Source organism: Mesorhizobium sp. B2-8-5 (assembly GCF_006440675.2).
Lineage (GTDB): Bacteria > Pseudomonadota > Alphaproteobacteria > Rhizobiales > Rhizobiaceae > Mesorhizobium.
This window is the reverse complement of record NZ_CP083951.1, coordinates 5,313,234-5,330,902: the sequence shown is the minus strand read 5'-3', so window position 1 is coordinate 5,330,902 and position 17,669 is coordinate 5,313,234. Positions and strand designations below refer to the sequence as shown.

Genomic DNA, 17,669 nt, shown 5'->3' with positions numbered 1-17,669 from the left:
CGCCCCACTTCCTGTCTTACGGCCCGACGAGCCGCATCACTCCGCGTCGTCGGCACGGCCGCGCCGTGAGCCGGCTATGCGCGCCACAAGGTCGGCAAGCTCGGTGGGCTGAAACGCGCCGGCCCCGATCCCCCCGGCAAGTTCCTCGCTGCCGAGCGGCAGCACCGCGCTTCCAAAACCCAGCTTTTCGGCTTCCTTGAGGCGCTGCTGCGCATGCGCAACCGGCCTCACCGCGCCCGATAGGCTGATTTCGCCGAAATAGACGCAATCGGCGGGAAGGGCAAGACCGGTGAGCGATGAAACCAGTGCGGCGGCGACCGCGAGATCGGCGGCCGGTTCCGAGATCCGGTAGCCGCCGGCGACATTGAGATAGACGTCGTGCTGGCCGAAGCGGACGCCGCAATGCGCCTCGAGCACGGCGAGCACCATCGACAGCCGCGCGCCGTCCCAGCCGACGACGGCGCGGCGCGGCGTGCCGAGCGAGGAGGGCGCGACCAGCGCCTGGATCTCGACCAGCACCGGCCTGGTGCCTTCCATGCCGGCAAAGACAGCGGCGCCTGGCGATTTCGAGTGCCGTTCGCCTAGAAACAGCTCGGATGGATTGGAGACCTCGCGCAGGCCCTTGTCCGACATTTCGAACACGCCGATCTCGTCGGTCGGCCCAAAGCGGTTCTTCACCGTGCGCAGGATGCGGAAGTGATGATTGCCCTCGCCCTCGAAATAGAGCACGCCGTCGACCATGTGCTCGACGACACGAGGGCCCGCGATCTGGCCTTCCTTGGTGACATGGCCGACGAGCACGATCGCCGCGCCTGTGGATTTCGCGTAGCGGATCATCGCCTGGGCGGCGGCGCGCACCTGGGTGACGGTGCCCGGTGCCGAATCGGCAAGGTCCGTCCACAGCGTCTGGATCGAATCGAGGATGACGAGGTCCGGCCGCTTGCCGTCGGCGATGGTCGCGAGGATGTCCTCGACATTGGTTTCGGCGGCAAGCTCGACCGGCGTCGAGGCGACGCCGAGGCGTTGCGCTCTCAGCCTGATCTGCGCCACCGCTTCCTCGCCCGAGACATAGACGATGCGATGGCCCTTCGAGGCAAGTGCCGCGGCCGCCTGCGTCAAGAGCGTCGACTTGCCGATGCCGGGATCGCCGCCGACCAGAAGCGCCGAGCCGCGCACGAAGCCGCCGCCGGTCGCGCGGTCGAGCTCGCCGATGCCGGAAACAATGCGCGGCGCGTCCTCGATGTCGCCCGACAGGCTGGTCAGCACCACGGCGCGGCCCTTGCGGGCGTTGCGCGCGTTGGTCGGCCCCGAGCCGATGCCGCCGGACGTGCCTTCCTCGACGAGCGTGTTCCACTCGCCGCAGGCATCGCATTTACCCGCCCAGCGCTGATGCACCGATCCGCAATTCTGGCAGATGAACTGGACGCGGGACTTGGCCATTAGGGGCGCCAACCGCCGAAGGTCGGCGTTCCTTCACACCCCCCTCTGGCCTGCCGGCCATCTCCCCCGCAAGGGGGGAGATCAGCAGTTTGGCCGACGGCGCCCATCTTGCAGCGTCGGCGATTGGCGAAAGCCGACGCGACGGTCAATCTCCCCCCTTGCGGGGGAGATGTCCGGCAGGACAGAGGGGGGTGTGACAGAGCGCGACGGTGGGTCAAAAACCTACTCAAACCTCTCCGGCAGATGGTGCTCCTCGGCCAAATCCGAGAACCGCGTGAACTCGCCGTGGAAGGCGAGGCTGACGGTGCCGGTCGGTCCGTGGCGCTGCTTGGCAACGATGCATTCGGCCTTGCCGCGCGCCTCGTTCATCTCGTTTTCCCACTTGACGTATTCCTCGGTGCCGATCTTCGGTTCGCGGTTCTTGAGGTAATATTCCTCGCGATAGACGAACAGCACCACGTCGGCGTCCTGCTCGATGGAGCCGGATTCGCGCAGGTCCGACAGCTGCGGGCGCTTGTCGTCGCGGCTTTCCACCTGGCGCGACAGCTGCGACAGCGCGATGATCGGCACGCCGAGCTCTTTGGCCAAAGCCTTCAGGCCCGTGGTGATCTCGGTGATTTCCTGCACGCGGTTCTGCGAGGCGCGGGCGGAGGAACCCTGCATCAGCTGGATATAATCGATGACGATGAGGTCGAGGCCGCGCTGGCGCTTCAGGCGCCGTGCGCGGGCGGAAAGCTGCGCGATCGAGATACCGCCGGTCTGGTCGATGAACAGCGGGATCTTCTGCATCGTCTGCGAGCAGGCGACGAGCTTCTCGAAATCCATCTCGGTGATCTCGCCGCGGCGGATTTTTGACGACGAGATCTCGGTCTGCTCGGAGATGATGCGGGTGGCGAGCTGCTCCGACGACATTTCGAGCGAGAAGAAGCCGACGACGCCGCCATTGGCGGCCTTGAAGCTGCCATCGGCCTGCTGCGCCGGAACGTAAGCCTCGGCGATGTTGAAGGCGATGTTGGTGGCCAGGGAGGTCTTGCCCATGCCCGGACGTCCGGCGAGCACGATCAGGTCGGAGGGCTGCAGGCCGCCCATGCGGCGGTCAAGATCGCGCAGCCCGGTGGCGATGCCCGACAGATGGCCGTCGCGCATATAGGCGGCGTTGGCCATGTCGACGGCGGTCTTGACCGCGTCGTTGAAGCTTTCGAAGCCGCCGTCATAGCGGCCGGTCTCGGCGAGCTCGAACAGCCGCCGCTCGGCGTCCTCGATCTGGTCGGAGGGCGACATGTCGACCGGCGCGTCATAGGCGATGTTGACCATGTCCTCGCCGACGGTGATCAGCGCGCGGCGCGTCGCGAGGTCGTAGATCGCGCGGCCATAGTCGGTGGCGTTGACGACGGTGACGGCCTCGACAGCAAGCCGCACGACATATTGCGCCACCGTCATGTCGCCGACCTTCTCGTCGGCCGGCAGGAAGGTCTTCAACGTGATCGGCGTCGCGATCTTGCCCATGCGGATGAGCTCGGCCGCGACCTCAAAGATGCGGCGGTGCAACGGCTCGTGGAAATGCGCCGGCTTCAGGAAATCCGAGACGCGGTAGAACGCGTCGTTGTTGACGAGGATGGCGCCGAGCAGCGCCTGCTCGGCCTCGATGTTGTTCGGTGCCTCGCGATAAAGCGGCGTTTCCGCCGCGCCGAATTTCAGTGCCGCCTCTGCCATGATATCCCCGATTTCGATCCCGCTTTCCTCGATACCAGAACGGGAAGATTCGGTGCTGACCTTTCTGCAACACTCCTCGGTCCAACCAGCTTGATGCCCCAATGTTCACAGGATCAGCAAACCATCCACAGGACAGTATTCCGGTGGCCCGATTCCATTTGACTCGGCAAGCCGTGATTCCTATCGGCGGTTGCCGAACAAAGCAAGAACAATTTCATCGAGCAAGGTCGCGTGGGGCGCGCCTGCCAGGCGTTCAGTGGTTCGACGACGCGGTGCCGTCGGCCTACGCAGCTCAGTCGAGCGTGTCGCCCCAGTCAGCCCGCCGCGCCGCCTTGAAGGCTTCGCCGTCGCGCTTGCTGAACAGGCGCTCGCCGGCGCTGCCGTCAGGCCGGCACAGTTTCAGCACCACCTTGCCGGAGCCGCCTTTAGGCGGCGCGATCACCCGTGCGGCGCGCGCGGGCGCCGGCTGCCGGGAAGCGGCGAGGTAAATGAACTTCTCGTCTTCCCACGGCACCTCGGCTTCCTTGACGAGACGATGCAGGCGCGAACGCGCGACGCGGCGTGCGAAATGGCACCAGTCGGGCGGCGTGAGCGGGCAGGGCACCGCATGCGGGCAGGGCGCCAGCAGGTGCGCTCCCGCCTCGATCAGCTGTTGCCGTGCCGCAAGGATGCGCCGCCAGCCGGCGGGCGTGCCGGGCTCGACGAGGACGAGCGTGTCGGCCGTGAGCCGCCAGAGGCGGTCGATGAGCTTCGGCAGCGACAGAGGCACGATCTCGTCCAGCACATAGGCGGCGCTGACGAGGTCGGCGGGCATGATGCCGTCAAGATCGATGGTAACGTCGCCGGCGATCCATTCGGTGCGGGCGGTAATTGCGCCTTCCGCGAGCGACTGGCCGACCTTGCGCACGGCAGCGCTTGCCTCGACCAGCACCGCCCGTTCCAGTTCAGGCCAGACGTCAGTCGTGGCCCAAAGCATGGTGCCAGGTCCGGCGCCAATGTCGAGCAGGCTCGCCGGCCGAAAGTCGGGGCGGGCCTCGCTCAACGCCTCGAGGCTGGCGCGCACGGCGGCATAGGTGGCGGGCAGCCGAGTCGCCAGATAGGCCTTGACCGCCATCTCCTCGCCCATATGCAGGCGGCCGTCGCGCAACTCGGCGCGGTAGCGATCCGACAGCGTCTTGGCGGCCTGCTTCAGCGCCGGCAGCGGCACCTTCTCGAGCAAGCCGTCGACGCCTTGGCGGAGCGGGGCGGGCAGTTCCATCTCAGGCTCCCCGCGGCGCGAGCAGAATGACCGAGGCGCCGACGATGCAGAGCGCAGCGCCGGCCAGATCCCAGCGGTCGGGGCGCACGCCCTCGACCAGCCACAGCCAGCCGAGCGAGGCGGCGATGTAGATGCCGCCATAGGCGGCATAGGCGCGGCCCGCCGCATCCGTGTCGGCCAGCGACAGCAGCAAGGCGAACAGCGCCAGCGAGGCGAGACCGGGGAGAAGCCAGAGCGCCGACTTTTCCAGCCGCCACCACGCCCAGAAGGAAAAGCAGCCGGCGATTTCGGTAAGCGCGGCTGCGATGTAGATGAGATAGGTCATGAAAAAGGTCTCGCGAACGAGACCTTTTTCGTGGCGTCAGGCCGCAATGGCAAGCGGCAATGCGTGTCTATTCCACCTTCTTGCGGCGGGTCGGCTTGGAGGGGGCCGGCGCCGCCGGCTCCTTGTGCCCGATATCGCGCAGCTCCAGGGCTTTCTCGCATTTGGCCATGTAGTCGCGTGTCACCGGCAGTGTGTCGTTCACCTTGGCGAGCTGGAACTGGAAGATCACCAAGTCCTGCCAGCGGAAGGCGGCCTCCGAGGCGGCGAGATAGAACTCCCACATGCGGCAGAAGCGCTCGTCATAGATCGCCTTGGCCTTGTCGCGGTTGGCGGCGAAGCGCTCGCCCCAGTGCTTGAGCGTGTCGGCGTAATGCAGCCGCAGGATTTCGATGTCGGTGACGACGAGGCCCGACTTCTCGATCGCCGGCATCACCTCCGACATCGCCGGGATGTAGCCGCCTGGGAAGATGTATTTGCGGACGAAGGCGCTGGTCGCCCACGGCACGCCGGAACGGCCGATCGTGTGCAGCAGCATCACCCCGTCCGGCTTGAGCAGAGTTGAGGCCTTGTCGAAGAAGGTGCGGTAGTGGTTGACGCCGACATGCTCGAACATGCCGACCGAGACGATGCGGTCGAAGCGTTCGTTCAGCGCGCGGTAGTCTTTGAGCTCGAAATGCACCCGGTCCTGGAGACCCAGCGCGTGGGCGCGGTCGGTGGCGACACCATGCTGTTCGGTGGACAGCGTGACGCCCTGCACGTCGACGTCGAAAGCTTTGGCGAGATAGAGGCCGAGGCCGCCCCAGCCGGAGCCGATGTCGAGCACGGTCTGGCCTGCCTTGAGTCGGAGCTTGGCGGCGATATGGCGTTTCTTGGCGGCCTGCGCTTCGTCCAGCGTCATGTCCGGCTGCTCGAAATAGGCGCAGGAATATTGCATGTCCTCGTCGAGGAAGAGCTTGTAGAGCTCGCCGGAGAGATCGTAATGGCGCTGCACGTTGCGGCGCGAGCGTGTTGCCGTATTGATCTGCTGCAGCCGCCGGAAGGCGTGGCGCAGCCCCTCGATCGCCTTCGACCACGACACGTCGATGCCGCTCGAGCCCATATTCTGGAAAGCGATGCGCATCAGCCCGAGAACGCCGCCCTCGGGAACATCCAGCTCGCCGTCCATATAGGCTTCGGGCACCGCCAGCATCGGATCGAAGGTGATGGCGCGCTCGGCATGCATGGTCTTGATATGGATATGCACCGGCTCGCCGCTGCCGTCGCCGAATTTGTGCGTCGTGCCCTTTGGGCCGGTCACCTTGAGATCGCCGACCCGAACCAGGCGTTCGAGAACGTGTTTCAACAGGATATTCATGACCAAATGTCCCCTCAGTCGGATCACCCGGTAATCGGACTGGAATGCCAGATCGAATGCCTCAGCGCGTCGCCCGCGTCCAATCGACGCGCCACGCTGTAATGTGCACAAGATATAGGGTGTCGAAAAGTTCCTTTTGGCACAAAAAAGCCCGGGTCGGAGACCCGGGCGTTGGTCCAGAAATCCTGGACGCCTGCGAACCGAAGCGACGCTTCGGAGGATGTGCCGGTCAGACCCCGAAAATCAGGCGTTCTCTTCGCCGCCTTCGAATTCGGCGTTCGGGTCGAAGAAATTCTCCGGCCGGGCGTTGTCGTTGATGTCGTCGCCATAGATGGCTTCGGCCGTGGTCAGCATCTCGCCCTTGGACTGGCGCTCCGCCTCGTCGGCCGAACGGGCGACGTTGAGGGTCACCGTGACCTCGACTTCCGGATGCAGCGCGATCGCCACATTGGAGAGGCCGATGGTCTTGATCGGCTGGTTGAGCTCGATCTGGTTGCGGTTGACGGTGAAGCCTTCGGCGATCAGCAGATCGGCGATGTCGCGCGTCGACACCGAGCCGTAGAGCTGGCCGGTCTCGCCGGCCGAGCGCACGACGATGAAGCTCTTGCCGTCGAGCTTCTCGGCGACCTGCGTGGCTTCCGACTTACGCTCCAGGTTGCGGGCTTCGAGCTGGGCGCGCTGGCCCTCGAACTTCTTCTTGTTGGCTTCGTTGGCGCGCAGCGCCTTGCCCTGCGGCAGCAGGAAATTGCGGGCGAACCCGTCCTTGACCTTGACGGTCTCGCCCATCTGGCCGAGGCGGGAAATGCGCTCGAGGAGAATGACTTCCATGGTTTCGTTCCTTCGGTTGGCGCCGGCCGAAAGACTGGCGCAATGATCTGGAACAGGTCAGGAAGCTTGGTGCGGCATAGCCGCTCTTGTCGCTGTCCTGCCTGTCTGGGCAGTTAGAGGCAATTGGCCCCAACTCGGGATTTGATGCTCAATCCGACACGCCCGTCGCGCCGGTGAAAAGAGCGGGCGGCTAACCGCCCGCTCGAAATATCAGCGAACCACGTAGGGCAGCAGGCCGAGGAAGCGGGCGCGCTTGATCGCCTTGGCGAGCTCGCGCTGCTTCTTCTGGCTGACGGCGGTGATGCGCGAGGGCACGATCTTGCCGCGCTCGGAAATGTAGCGCTGCAGGAGACGCACGTCCTTGTAGTCGATCTTCGGAGCGTTGGCGCCGGAGAACGGGCAGGTCTTGCGGCGGCGATGGAACGGACGCCGGGTCGGGATCTGGTTGATGTCGACCATTATTCTGCAGCTCCTTCAAAGCCTTCGCGCGGACGGCGCGGACCACGATCGCCACCGCCATCGCGGTCGCCGAACGAACGCGGACCACGGTCGCCGCGGTCGCGGTCGCCGAAGGAACGCGGGCCGCGATCGCCACGGTCGCGGTCGCCGAAGCCGCCGCGCTCGGAGCGCTCTTCGCGCTTCTGCATCATCGCCGAGACGCCTTCCTCATGCGCTTCCACCTTGATGGTGAGGAAGCGAAGGACGTCTTCCGACAGGCCCATCTGGCGCTCCATTTCGTTGAGCGCGGCCGGCGGGCAGGTGATGTCCATCAGCGTGTAGTAAGCCTTCCGGTTCTTCTTGACCCGGTAGGTGAGGGACTTCAGTCCCCAGTTCTCGATCCGGCCGACCGATCCGCCATTCGCCGTGATGACGCCCTTGTACTGTTCGACAAGCGCGTCAACCTGCTGCTGCGACAGGTCCTGCCGGGCAAGAAACACATGTTCGTAAAGAGCCATTATGTTTTAGTGCCTTTCTTCGTTTCTCTCACACCGGCCCTAGCGGCTAAGCCTCTGCAACTTGTCTGACCCGGTCGCGAAAGAGCGGGGAAGAAAGGAGCATCACGAGACGGTCGAGAGCGGAGACACGGGAGGCTGGAAGCCCTTCTGGCTTCGTGTCGCGACCTTCGAAGGCCACGGCCCTCCGTTCAGCCCCCAGCAAGGACCGGCAGATTGCGGGGGTCTATACAGCAATTTCCAGCGAAGGCAAGGCCACGTAGTGCCTCAACCTTAAGCGGGGGCCGTTGCCGAAGCCGGGAACGCGCGGTCCTGCAAAAGCGAGTTGCCGAGTGACGGCAGCCGATCGGACCTATGCGCCTATCGATGCGACCTCAGTACAAATATTAGCCATCCATAATATGCTATAGGCAAAATGTGAGGGTCTGAAATCCATGGGGCGGCTGCAACGGCGTATCGCCTTTATATGTCTTATCTTGGTGGGCGACGCCAACGCCCATAGCTGGTATTCGGGCAAGACTGATCCTGTTCTTAATCTCAAATGCTGCGACGATCATGATTGCCGTCCTATCGCATCAAGCGATGTCAGATCTGCCAGACAGGGCTATTACGTCAAGCAACCCGAGCCTTACTCTCGGAACGATCCGCCTACAGGCGAGTGGTTCATTCCATGGAACCGCGTGCAGGCAGCGCCTGATGACCAGTATTATATCTGCGAAAATCTCTACCCGACATTTCGCGTAGGCAGATATCGAATGAGATGGACGTGCTTCTTTGCACCGCGAGCGACGGGTTGAATTTCAGACTGAGGCACTGGCCAAAGTCGGGAGTTCCCTGCATGGCTGGAGAAGGTGCCGCAGTTTCGGAAGACGCCGGCCGTTGCCCGATTTTATCGATTTTCCAGTAATCGAACTTTAACCACCCCCATAAGGTTGTAACGGGTTGTAACCACCCGTTTATCATGAAAGGCGCATGAGAGGCACGCGGGCCGCAAGGCGGCGGAAAATCGAGCAATTCCAGGGGTAGGGAATGCTTCTCAGGCAGTTTTGGCGCTCAAGGCGCGGCAATTTCTCGTTGATGCTGGCAGTGGGCGTGCCGGCCATGCTGGGCGCGGTGGCGTTTGCCACCGATGTCTCCACCCTGATGCGGGCAAAAAGCAATCTGCAGAACGCGCTGGACGCCGCGAACCTCGCCTCTTCGCATCTCGGCGACGCCGAGACGACACGCAATGATGCCTTCAACAGCTATTTCCAGGCCAATGTCGCCAGCCACGGTGAACTCTCCAACGCCAAGGCCACGCTCACCGTCGACAGGGGCGTCAACTTCGTCAAGACCAGGGCCACGGCCTCGGCCGACGTCAATCTCAACTTCGCGTTCCTGTTTGGCGCCGAAAAGCATATCAGCGTCGACGCTTCGGCGGTCGAATCGAACAATCAGCTCGAAGTGGTGCTGGTGCTCGACAACACCGGCTCGATGGCCGGCGCGCGTATCGCCGCGCTCCGGACGGCGACCAAGTCGCTGCTCGATTATCTCGAGGCGGTCAAGTCGCCGACCCGGTCCGTGCGGGCCTCGCTGGTGCCCTTCGTCACCGCCGTCGACGTCAACGGCCCCGAATTCGATCCGTCCTGGATCGATATGGACGGCAGGTCGTCCACCAACGGCGTCAACTTTCCGGTCATCGACGGCAAGCGGCCGAACCACATGGCGCTGTTCAAGCAGCTCGGCCAGACGGGCGGCTGGAACAATACGGGCTGGAAGGGTTGCGTCGAGGCGCGGCCCGGCGCCTTGAACATTTCCGATACGCCGCCGGACCCGTCGAAGCCCGATACGTTGTTCGTGCCCTATTTCGCGCCGGACGACCCGGACGTCGCCAGGAAGCCCTCGGCCTCGTATGGCAATTCGTCGACCGGCTACAACAATTCCTATCTCAACGACACTATCGATAAGACCAAGCTGAACCAGAACATACTGGGCATAGATCTGAGCGGGCTGCTGACGGGCGTGCTCAACGCGCTGCTCAGCGCGGATTTGACGACGATCGCCAAATACGTCGCCTCGACCGGCAAGGAAATCACCGAGGCCGGCAATCCGATCACCATCGGCCCGAACCGCGCCTGCCCGACGCCGATCATTCCGCTGACCGACGACTTCGACAAGCTTCGCCAGGCAGCGAGCCAGATGAGCGAATGGAACGGCTCCGGCACCAACGTGTCGGAGGGCTTGAGCTGGGGCCAGCGGGTGCTGTCGCCGCAGCCACCCTACACCGACGCCGCCCCCTATAAGACGGCGGGCGTCACAAAGGTGGTGATGCTTTTGACCGATGGCGAGAACGTCGTCTACGGCGCATCAAACACGCCGCAGAAATCGGACTACACTTCCTATGGCTACCTCGCCAGCGGCCGTTTCGGTTCGAGCAACCAGACGGCGGCGGCGCGCAATGTCGACGGCTGGACCAAGGATGTCTGCACACAGCTGAAGAACCAGGGCGTGCAGATCTACACCATGGTGCTGCAGGCCGACACGGCGGCCAATCGTTCGCTCTACAGCGCCTGCGCTTCCGACCCGAGCGACTATTACGCCGTCGAGGACCCGGCCAAGCTGCCCAACGTCTTCCAGACCATCGCCAACAAGTTCTCCAGGCTGCAGCTCACCAACTGACGAGGGTGGGCGGCGCGGCACGGGAACGGTCGTATACCGATCGCTTCTGTGCGCCCGTCCGGCGAACAGAGCCAGACCTCCGCCGGACAGGTCGATGCTTTTGCCGGCGCCATCGGCACCGGAACGCCCTCCCGGCCGACAAGGCAAGTCGCGTCAGAGCCTGCGGAGCGCTTCAGCGGGGAGAAGGCGCGTGGCACGCCAGGCAGGGTAGAGCGCGCCGAGCGGCCCGGCGATGAAGACGAAGATCAGCGCCTGCGCGATCGACCAGCCTGAAAAATAAGGGACGATCAGGCCCGCCGCGAACTTTGTCTTCGCCGCCAATTCCATGGCAAGGGCGCCGAGAATAATGCCGATGACGCCGCCGGCTGCGCTCATGAAAACGCCTTCGATGAGAATGAGCCGAAGAATCCGCCCCGGTGACCAGCCCAGTGCTGCGAGAACCCCAATCTCGAACGTCCGTTCGTTCACGGCCATCAGAAGTGTGTTGGCAACGGCGACAGAGGCCATCATCATGACAACCAGCGAAATTGTCCGGGCAATCGCCTGAAGCAGATCGAAGACGCGAATGCTGTTGGCAAACTGCTCGGTGTCGCCCACCTCGAACCCCGGTGCGGCTGCGATAAGCCGGGTGCGGGCAACAGCGATGTCGTTGTTGTCGAGCGGGCGCTTCAATCTCACCTCGAACAGAGTGAACACATCCTCCCGCGACAGGAGTTGCTGCAGCCCTTCGAGCGGAACGATGGCGCTGTTCTGGTTCAGCATGGACGAGAATGACGCGATGCCGACGATCTGATAGGGCTGGAACTGCAGCTCGACGGTTTCGCCGACCCGCTTGCCCAATGCGCTGGCAATGGATTGGCCAAGGACCACCGGCCACTGGTCCCCCGGCGCGGGGATTCGCCCCGCCACGAGGGGTACGCCTTTCCATAGGAAGCTGCCGCTCGGCCAGCCGGCCATCACGATATTCGCGTCCTCGTCGGCGGTGGTGATGTTGAGGAGAACGCCCGACACGGCCTCGACTTCAGGCACAGCGGAAAGCGCCGGGCCTAGCGACCTGGGCACGGTGCTGCTCACCAGGTTGAACGAGCTGCGCTGGCTTACCACCAGGTCCGCACCGTTCTCGTCGATTCCCGACGCAAACGATCGCTGGACGCCGGCGGTCAGGCCGGTAAGTGCGACAAACCCGGCGACCGCCAAAGCGATGCCGAGCACCGTGAGCAGGGTGCGAAGCGGACGCGCAATAAGACCGCGCAGGGGAAGTGTCAGCTCTGTCATGGCTTAGCGGATCCGCGAAGCCGGCGCAGGCGCCGACATCGCCGCCATTCGGCTGTCCGAACGGATGCGTCCATCCGAGATCTCGACGCGCCGGCCGCACAATGCGGCCACGTCCTCGTCATGGGTCACCACGATCACTGCGGTCCCGAATTCGCGATGCGCATCGCCGATGATGCCCATGACCGATTGGCCCGTCTGCACGTCGAGGCTTCCTGTCGGCTCGTCCGCAAGGAGAAGCTTCGGACGGTTGCCAAGCGCCCGCGCAATTGCAAGCCGCTGGCGTTCGCCGCCGGAAAGCTCGGCCGGCCGTAGCGTAGCGCGATCGGCAAGACCGAAATGCGCCAGCAGTTCCAGCGCGCGAACGCTGCGCTGCCGCGCTCCGCCGAGGTTTCCCAACAGCGCCACCTCGATGTTCTCGCGGGCCGACAAGGACTGGAGCAGGGAGAAATTCTGGAAAACGATACCGATCCTGCTGGCCCGGACGGCTGCCCAGGCAGCCCTTCCATTGACGGCCCGTCCTTCGAACCGGACTTCGCCGCGGGTCGGCCGGTCGAGCCCGCAGATAAGGTTCAGGATTGTGGACTTGCCGCTGCCACTGCGGCCGACAATGGCGACGGTCTCGTTGGTCCCGATGGCCAGCGACACATCCTCAACGGCGACAATGCGGCCGCCGTCGAAGTCGCGGCCGACGTTGCTCAATTCGACGAGGGCGGACATGAGCACCGGCGAGGAGTCATACTCGGCCTTTCCTGAGATCGGCGACAAGCGCGGGGATCGAGCCGCCATTGCCGGCGAGCAACTGGCCAATGCGATCCCGCTGCTGCACAGTCACCGAGCCGCCGTCGACAAAGACATCGCCGATGCACAATTGTCCGCGGCAGTGGCGCACACGCCAGTCCACGGAGGTCGGGCCGTGGAGCGGCCGGCGGAATTCGCTACGCACGAGGATGTCGCCGTTGGCCAGGGCCTTTGTGCCGAGCACGGTGAAACTCTTGTCCTGCGTCCGCTCGAGCTTGTCGGCCAGCCTGTGGGCGATGGCATAAAGCAGCGCATCGACCACGGCGGCGCGGTCGTCCGCACTGGCGCTGCGCCAATGCGCCCCGAGCACGGCTTGGGCGATCCCCTTTCCGTCGAAGGCAGCGGAGATCGAACGCAACTGCGCCTTGGCGGGTCCACCGTGCCCAAGCACAATCGCCGCCTGGCGCACGGTCTCAACCAGCTTGGCAGCATCGCTCTGCTCATCGGCAGATGCCGAAAGCGGTGGGGCGCAGATGGCGAGCAACAAAGGGACAACCAGCAGCCGCGCCAAAGCTGCCCAGCTTGTCTGCGACCATAGGCCTGCTGTCATCATCCCATGTCACCCAATGCGCGGTTGACTGTCAATATTGAGCGCGCATCCCCGAAGCTGGAAGCGAGCGGTTCGAGGCGGGCTACGCGCGCTTTCTGCCCTTCCGTCAGGTCGGGATGGCGGTTGCGCAGCTGTTTGCCAAACGTCGCGGCGACTTGCAGCATGCGCTCCTCGCAGCCGCGGGAAAATGGCAGGTCCAGTTCGCGGTAGATCCGCTTCATCTCGCCCATCGGGTCGGCAATGAGATCCTGTAGCCGCACCTCTGCGAAGTCGGCGGCTGGAATCCGGGCTCTATCTGCCAGATAGTGCATCTCCGTCGCGAGATAATCGCGCGTGATGATCTCCTCCTGCTCGTCCTCGGGCAGCGGCGACTGAAGGGCGAATGCCCGTTGCAATTCTCGCACCAGAAAGATGTTGGACCGGAATACCGCTTCCGGCGAACGGGAGATGTGGACAAACTTGGCGCCCGGGAACAGTTCCAGCAGGGTGCGGACGCGGGCCGTATGGCTCGGCGACTTGAGCAGAAGTCGCCGCCCGCCTGCGACGAGAGTGAGCTTTTGGACGAATGCGAATTGATGTGAGCGCCAGCGGCTCAGCTCGTCCGCCGAAAGCGCGTCGAGATTGTGATATCGATTGAAGAAGGCTTGCCGGCGGGGAAGCACGGCGCGTCCAGCCAGGATCGACATCCCACCCAGATTGTTCAATGCGAAGTCGTCCTCCGCCGGCAGCCTGGCGCCCACCGGCACGACCGCGTCGAGGCGCGTCAACGGCAGCAAGGGCACGAAAAGAGTGCGCAGGAGAGCCCAGCCAAGGACGAATGTCTGAGGCGCCAGGACCTGCGGCCAGCTCGGCGATCTCAAACTTGGGTCTGCTGCCAGCAGGTTCTGCAAAAACGTCGTCCCGGATCGGAAGTAACCAAGGACGAACACGGGCGCGTTGTCCCGCTCCATCCGGGGAGGCCGCAGCCGCAGCCATGCTGCAAGGATCAGGCGCTCCGGCAGGGAGGCGATCGTGTTGATGCCGGAAAGCAGAAGCAGGAGCACCAGGCGGGGCCAGTAAGCGGGAGGGAACTGGCCTTCCGCGCGCCACAAGACCCGCAATACGGCGTCAAGCGGCGCTACGCACATGAAGTGCGGATACGGCAAGTAGGGCACCAGCCAGCGGGCTGCGGAAGCACGGACGCGGTGCCGGATAGTGTTCGACTTCATCAGGCAGTCCGGAACATCATGGTCTCTGTCGTCAATCCGGGCCCGAACGCCATGCCGCAGCCGAGCAAGCCCGACGGCTCCTTCAGCATTTCGGCCATCACGAACATCACGGTTGCTGACGACATGTTGCCGTATCGCCGGAGCACTTCGCGCGATGCTGCTAGCGCGGTCGGCTCCAGTTTGAGTGCCCGCTCGACTGCGTCGAGCACCGAGCGGCCGCCAGGATGCACCGCCCACAAATCGATCTCCTTGGCGGGCCTGCCGCCGAGGATGGCCGGATGCTCGTTGCGCAGCGTCTCCCGGACGGCGCCGGGAACCTGGCCGGACAGCACCATGTCGAACCCGTCGTCGCGGATGTGCCAGCTCATCAGCTCCTTGCGCTCCGCCGCCACGATGGCGTGGAAGCTTTCGAGCAGGATGCCATGCGGTTCGGCCGTCACCAGCGAGGCCGCGCAACCGTCGCCCCATAGGCAGAACGAGATCAGCTTCTCGAGCTTCGTGGCTTCCTTGAAATGCAGCGTGCACAATTCGATGTTGACGACCAGCACGCGTGCGCTCGGATCCGAGCGCACGATGTGGCGTGAAAGCTTCAAGGCATTGATGGCGGCATGGCATCCCATGAAGCCGACGATGGTACGCTCGACCGACGTCGACAGGCCGCATCGCTGCACCAGCTCCAGGTCGATGCCAGGCGCCGAAAAGCCAGTGCAACTTGTCACGATCAAATGCGTGATCAGCGAGCGGTCGTCGTTGGCCAGAAGTTTGTCGACGGCCTTTTGCGCGAGTTCCGGCGCGGCGGCTTCGTACATCCGCATACGGATTGCGGTGCTGGCGAACGAGCCTTTGACCGAGGTGCCGTCGCGGTCTATTGCCCCGCCGTGCGGATCGTCGGCAGGCGCAAAGCAGGAATAGCGATGTTCGATCCCGGCCAAAGCGACCATCCGCTCGAAGAGCGCAAGGCCTTGCGCATCGTTTTCAAGCAGCGAGGCTCCATAGCCGAGGAAGAATTGATGCACGTCGTGTTCGGGGACACACGTGGCAATGCCATTCAGATACGCTTGAGGGGACAAGATAGCTCCGAGAATGAGCCCAATCGGGTCTCATAAGAGGTCTGCGTATTGGGGAAGCGTTCATAAGGTAAACGCCTGCATAGGGCATTTTATTGCGCGGCGCCGATATTTCTCATTAGCAAACTGTGATATCAGCCTCCGATCTTGCATGAAGGGACCGACCTTCGCTTCGCCATCCGGGTTGAGTTCACATGCGAGTTCCGCGATGAACAGTGCGCGCGGCCATGAAGGTACGACCGAATTCTATTGCCGGATTGCCCCGCCGAGGCCCTAGATTTCCGATCCAGCGCATGACCGACATAAACATCCGGCATCTAGAGCCAGAACTCCTTGACGGCCTTCCCGCCGATGATCCCCGTGCGATTGCATCCCGTCGCGACCTCGTTCGCATCAATGCATTGATGTTCCAGGCCAGGATCATGGCATCGCTGATGCGAGCGAACGTGCAAAAGCCACCGCTGCGCATCCTCGAAATAGGCGCCGGCGATGGAAAGTTCATGCTGACGGTGGCGCGGCTGATGGCGCGCTATTGGCCCGACGTCGAGATCGTCATGGTCGACAGGATCGGCCTGATAGGCGAGGACTTGCGCAACTCTTTCGCTGAATTGGGTTGGCGGGCGCAACCCGTAACTGCAGATCTGTTCGATTGGACACAGGACAGGCCCTTCGACCTTGTTTGCGCCAACCTTGTCCTCCATCACTTCGATGACATGCGCCTGCTGGAGCTATTTTCTCGGATCATGACGATGGCCCCAATACTCGTCGCGACGGAGCCATTGAGAGCCAAGGTGCCACTTGTGGCGACACGGTTCCTGCGATTGATCGGCGCTTGCGCAGTAACGCTGAACGATGCGGCGCAAAGTGTCCGCGCCGGTTTTCGCGGCACGGAACTTTCACAATTGTGGCAACTGTCAGGTGGAACGCCTGTGATGGAGGGCCGCAGAGGCCTGTTCACGCAAGGTTTTGTCGGTGGCAGCATGCACGACACGAAATGATGCATGACGCAATTGTCATCGGCGCCGGCCCTGCCGGCAGCTCCACCGCCATTGCGCTCGCCCAACGGGGTTGGTCGGTGGCAATGGTGGAGAAGGTGGTATTTCCTCGCCGAAAGGTCTGCGGCGAGTTTATGTCAGGCACCAGCCTTGCCTTGCTCGATCAGTTGGGCGTTGGCGAGAGCTGGCGCGCGGAAGCCGGCCCCGAAATACGTCGGGTCGGGTTCTTTTCGGGCGATGTCTCTGCGCAGGCCCGAATGCCGACCGCCAGGACGGGTCTTGGCCGCGCGCTCGGCCGCGATCGTCTGGACACCATCCTGCTGCAGGCCGCCGAACGTGCGGGCGTCGAAATTCTCCAACCTTGCAAGGCGGTCGCGGTTCGTCGGCGCGATGACTTGCAATTTGTGACTGTGGAGTCGGGCCAGCAACAGAAGGTCCTCAGCGCAGCTGTCATCATTGCCGCGCACGGATCCTGGGAAAGCGGGAAACTCCCGAGCCAGCTTGAAAGAACGAGCCAACCTTCCGACCTTTTCGGGTTCAAGGCGCATTTTACCGGCGCCGCGCTGGCGCCCGACCTGATGCCGCTGCTCGTATTCCCAGGCGGATATGGTGGGATGGTGACGGCGGACCATGGCCGGGTTTCAATCTCCTGCTGCATCCGCCGCGATGTTCTATCCGGGCTTCGCCAGCGCTTTGGAAATATTGCGGCGGCGGATGCGGTATCGCGCCATGTCCTGGCCTCATGCCGAGGCGTAGCAACTGTGCTGGCCGGTGCCGAATTGGATGGCCCCTGGCTGGCTGCGGGACCGATTCATCCCGGTATCCGGGCCGGCTACGATCAGGGCATCTTCCGCGTCGGCAACATCGCAGGTGAGTCGCATCCCGTCATCGCCGAGGGGATTTCGATGGCGCTGCAATCGGGCTGGCTGCTTGCGCGAGAGCTGATCGCATCGGGCAAAGGTCACGAGGACCGCGACGCCGCCGGTCATCGCTACGAACGCGAATGGCGGCGGCAATTCTCGACGCGTCTGCGTGCCGCGGACTTGATTGCCCGGATAGCGCTTGGGCCAGGTGGCGCGACGGCCATGCGCGCCGTGATCAAGAGTTTTCCGGCGGCTTTGACGATTGGCGCGCGACTGAGTGGAAAGACCCAGCCCGTTCCAGGCTTTTGACGTCCAGATTGCGGCGGCGAAACCTTCCGAGGCTCCGGAATTGGAGCATCGCTTCCCGCCAATGGCCGGGATGGC

General features: G+C 63.7%; 16 protein-coding genes. 3 read left to right on the top strand and 13 right to left on the bottom strand.

The genetic code is table 11. The annotated features are described in order from the left end of the window. Nucleotides 1-36: 36 nt before the first annotated feature. The 8 genes from radA to rpsF all read right to left on the bottom strand — a co-directional run bounded on the left by radA (nt 37) and on the right by rpsF (nt 7,874). Nucleotides 37-1,440, bottom strand: coding sequence for a DNA repair protein RadA (gene radA, locus FJ430_RS26475; RefSeq protein ID WP_140703144.1), 1,404 nt, complete (start codon nt 1,438-1,440; stop codon nt 37-39). A 222-nt stretch (nt 1,441-1,662) separates the two neighbouring features. Then, on the bottom strand, nt 1,663-3,153 hold the full coding sequence (locus FJ430_RS26470; RefSeq protein WP_140644469.1) for a replicative DNA helicase: 1,491 nt from the start codon (nt 3,151-3,153) through the stop codon (nt 1,663-1,665). Between the two features lie 292 nt (nt 3,154-3,445). Further along, nucleotides 3,446-4,411 (bottom strand): small ribosomal subunit Rsm22 family protein, encoded by a 966-nt coding sequence (locus tag FJ430_RS26465; protein ID WP_140703146.1) that lies wholly within the window; start codon nt 4,409-4,411, stop codon nt 3,446-3,448. Between the two features lies 1 nt (nt 4,412). Beyond that, nucleotides 4,413-4,736 carry a YnfA family protein gene (locus tag FJ430_RS26460; RefSeq protein ID WP_140703149.1) on the bottom strand — a complete coding sequence of 108 codons (324 nt, stop codon included), beginning with the start codon at nt 4,734-4,736 and terminating at the stop codon, nt 4,413-4,415. A gap of 67 nt (nt 4,737-4,803) precedes the next feature. Further along, nucleotides 4,804-6,090 carry an SAM-dependent methyltransferase gene (locus FJ430_RS26455; protein ID WP_140651780.1) on the bottom strand — a complete coding sequence of 429 codons (1,287 nt, stop codon included), beginning with the start codon at nt 6,088-6,090 and terminating at the stop codon, nt 4,804-4,806. A 243-nt stretch (nt 6,091-6,333) separates the two neighbouring features. Further along, the gene (gene rplI / locus FJ430_RS26450; protein WP_140651782.1) at nt 6,334-6,918 is read right to left on the bottom strand and encodes a 50S ribosomal protein L9; all 585 of its coding nucleotides are present in this window, start codon (nt 6,916-6,918) and stop codon (nt 6,334-6,336) included. 210 nt (nt 6,919-7,128) lie between these two features. Next, the gene (gene rpsR / locus FJ430_RS26445; RefSeq protein ID WP_006203718.1) at nt 7,129-7,377 is read right to left on the bottom strand and encodes a 30S ribosomal protein S18; all 249 of its coding nucleotides are present in this window, start codon (nt 7,375-7,377) and stop codon (nt 7,129-7,131) included. Further along, entirely contained in the window at nt 7,377-7,874 is a 498-nt protein-coding gene (rpsF, locus tag FJ430_RS26440; RefSeq protein WP_140644474.1) for a 30S ribosomal protein S6, read from the bottom strand. Before rpsF ends, rpsR begins: the two co-directional genes overlap by 1 nt. A 1,026-nt stretch (nt 7,875-8,900) precedes the next feature. Between rpsF and FJ430_RS26435 the strand changes: the two genes are divergently transcribed. Then, entirely contained in the window at nt 8,901-10,529 is a 1,629-nt protein-coding gene (locus FJ430_RS26435; protein ID WP_140703151.1) for a pilus assembly protein, read from the top strand. A 153-nt stretch (nt 10,530-10,682) separates the two neighbouring features. Here the strand turns inward: FJ430_RS26435 and FJ430_RS26430 are convergent, their stop codons facing one another. Genes FJ430_RS26430 through FJ430_RS26410 form a run of 5 tightly spaced genes read right to left on the bottom strand, consistent with a single transcriptional unit; the run spans nt 10,683 to nt 15,376 of the window. Further along, nucleotides 10,683-11,804, bottom strand: coding sequence for an ABC transporter permease (locus FJ430_RS26430; protein ID WP_140703154.1), 1,122 nt, complete (start codon nt 11,802-11,804; stop codon nt 10,683-10,685). Nucleotides 11,805-11,807: 3 nt separating this feature from the next. Continuing rightward, complete coding sequence (locus FJ430_RS26425) at nt 11,808-12,521, bottom strand: ABC transporter ATP-binding protein (protein WP_140703156.1); 714 nt, start codon at nt 12,519-12,521, stop codon at nt 11,808-11,810. A gap of 16 nt (nt 12,522-12,537) precedes the next feature. Next, entirely contained in the window at nt 12,538-13,113 is a 576-nt protein-coding gene (locus tag FJ430_RS26420) for an ABC transporter substrate-binding protein (protein WP_181175231.1), read from the bottom strand. A 38-nt stretch (nt 13,114-13,151) separates the two neighbouring features. Further along, nucleotides 13,152-14,360 carry a sulfotransferase family protein gene (locus FJ430_RS26415; protein WP_140703158.1) on the bottom strand — a complete coding sequence of 403 codons (1,209 nt, stop codon included), beginning with the start codon at nt 14,358-14,360 and terminating at the stop codon, nt 13,152-13,154. Beyond that, nucleotides 14,360-15,376 (bottom strand): type III polyketide synthase, encoded by a 1,017-nt coding sequence (locus FJ430_RS26410; RefSeq protein ID WP_226891925.1) that lies wholly within the window; start codon nt 15,374-15,376, stop codon nt 14,360-14,362. Before FJ430_RS26410 ends, FJ430_RS26415 begins: the two co-directional genes overlap by 1 nt. A gap of 344 nt (nt 15,377-15,720) precedes the next feature. Here FJ430_RS26410 and FJ430_RS26405 point away from each other — a divergent pair, with 344 nt between their 5' ends. Both FJ430_RS26405 and FJ430_RS26400 read left to right on the top strand, forming a co-directional pair. Then, complete coding sequence (locus FJ430_RS26405) at nt 15,721-16,425, top strand: class I SAM-dependent methyltransferase (RefSeq protein WP_140703163.1); 705 nt, start codon at nt 15,721-15,723, stop codon at nt 16,423-16,425. Further along, nucleotides 16,422-17,594: an NAD(P)/FAD-dependent oxidoreductase gene (locus tag FJ430_RS26400; protein WP_140703165.1), complete on the top strand. Its 1,173-nt coding sequence runs from the start codon at nt 16,422-16,424 to the stop codon at nt 17,592-17,594. The genes FJ430_RS26405 and FJ430_RS26400 overlap by 4 nt, the downstream gene beginning before the upstream one ends. Nucleotides 17,595-17,669 lie beyond the last annotated feature (75 nt).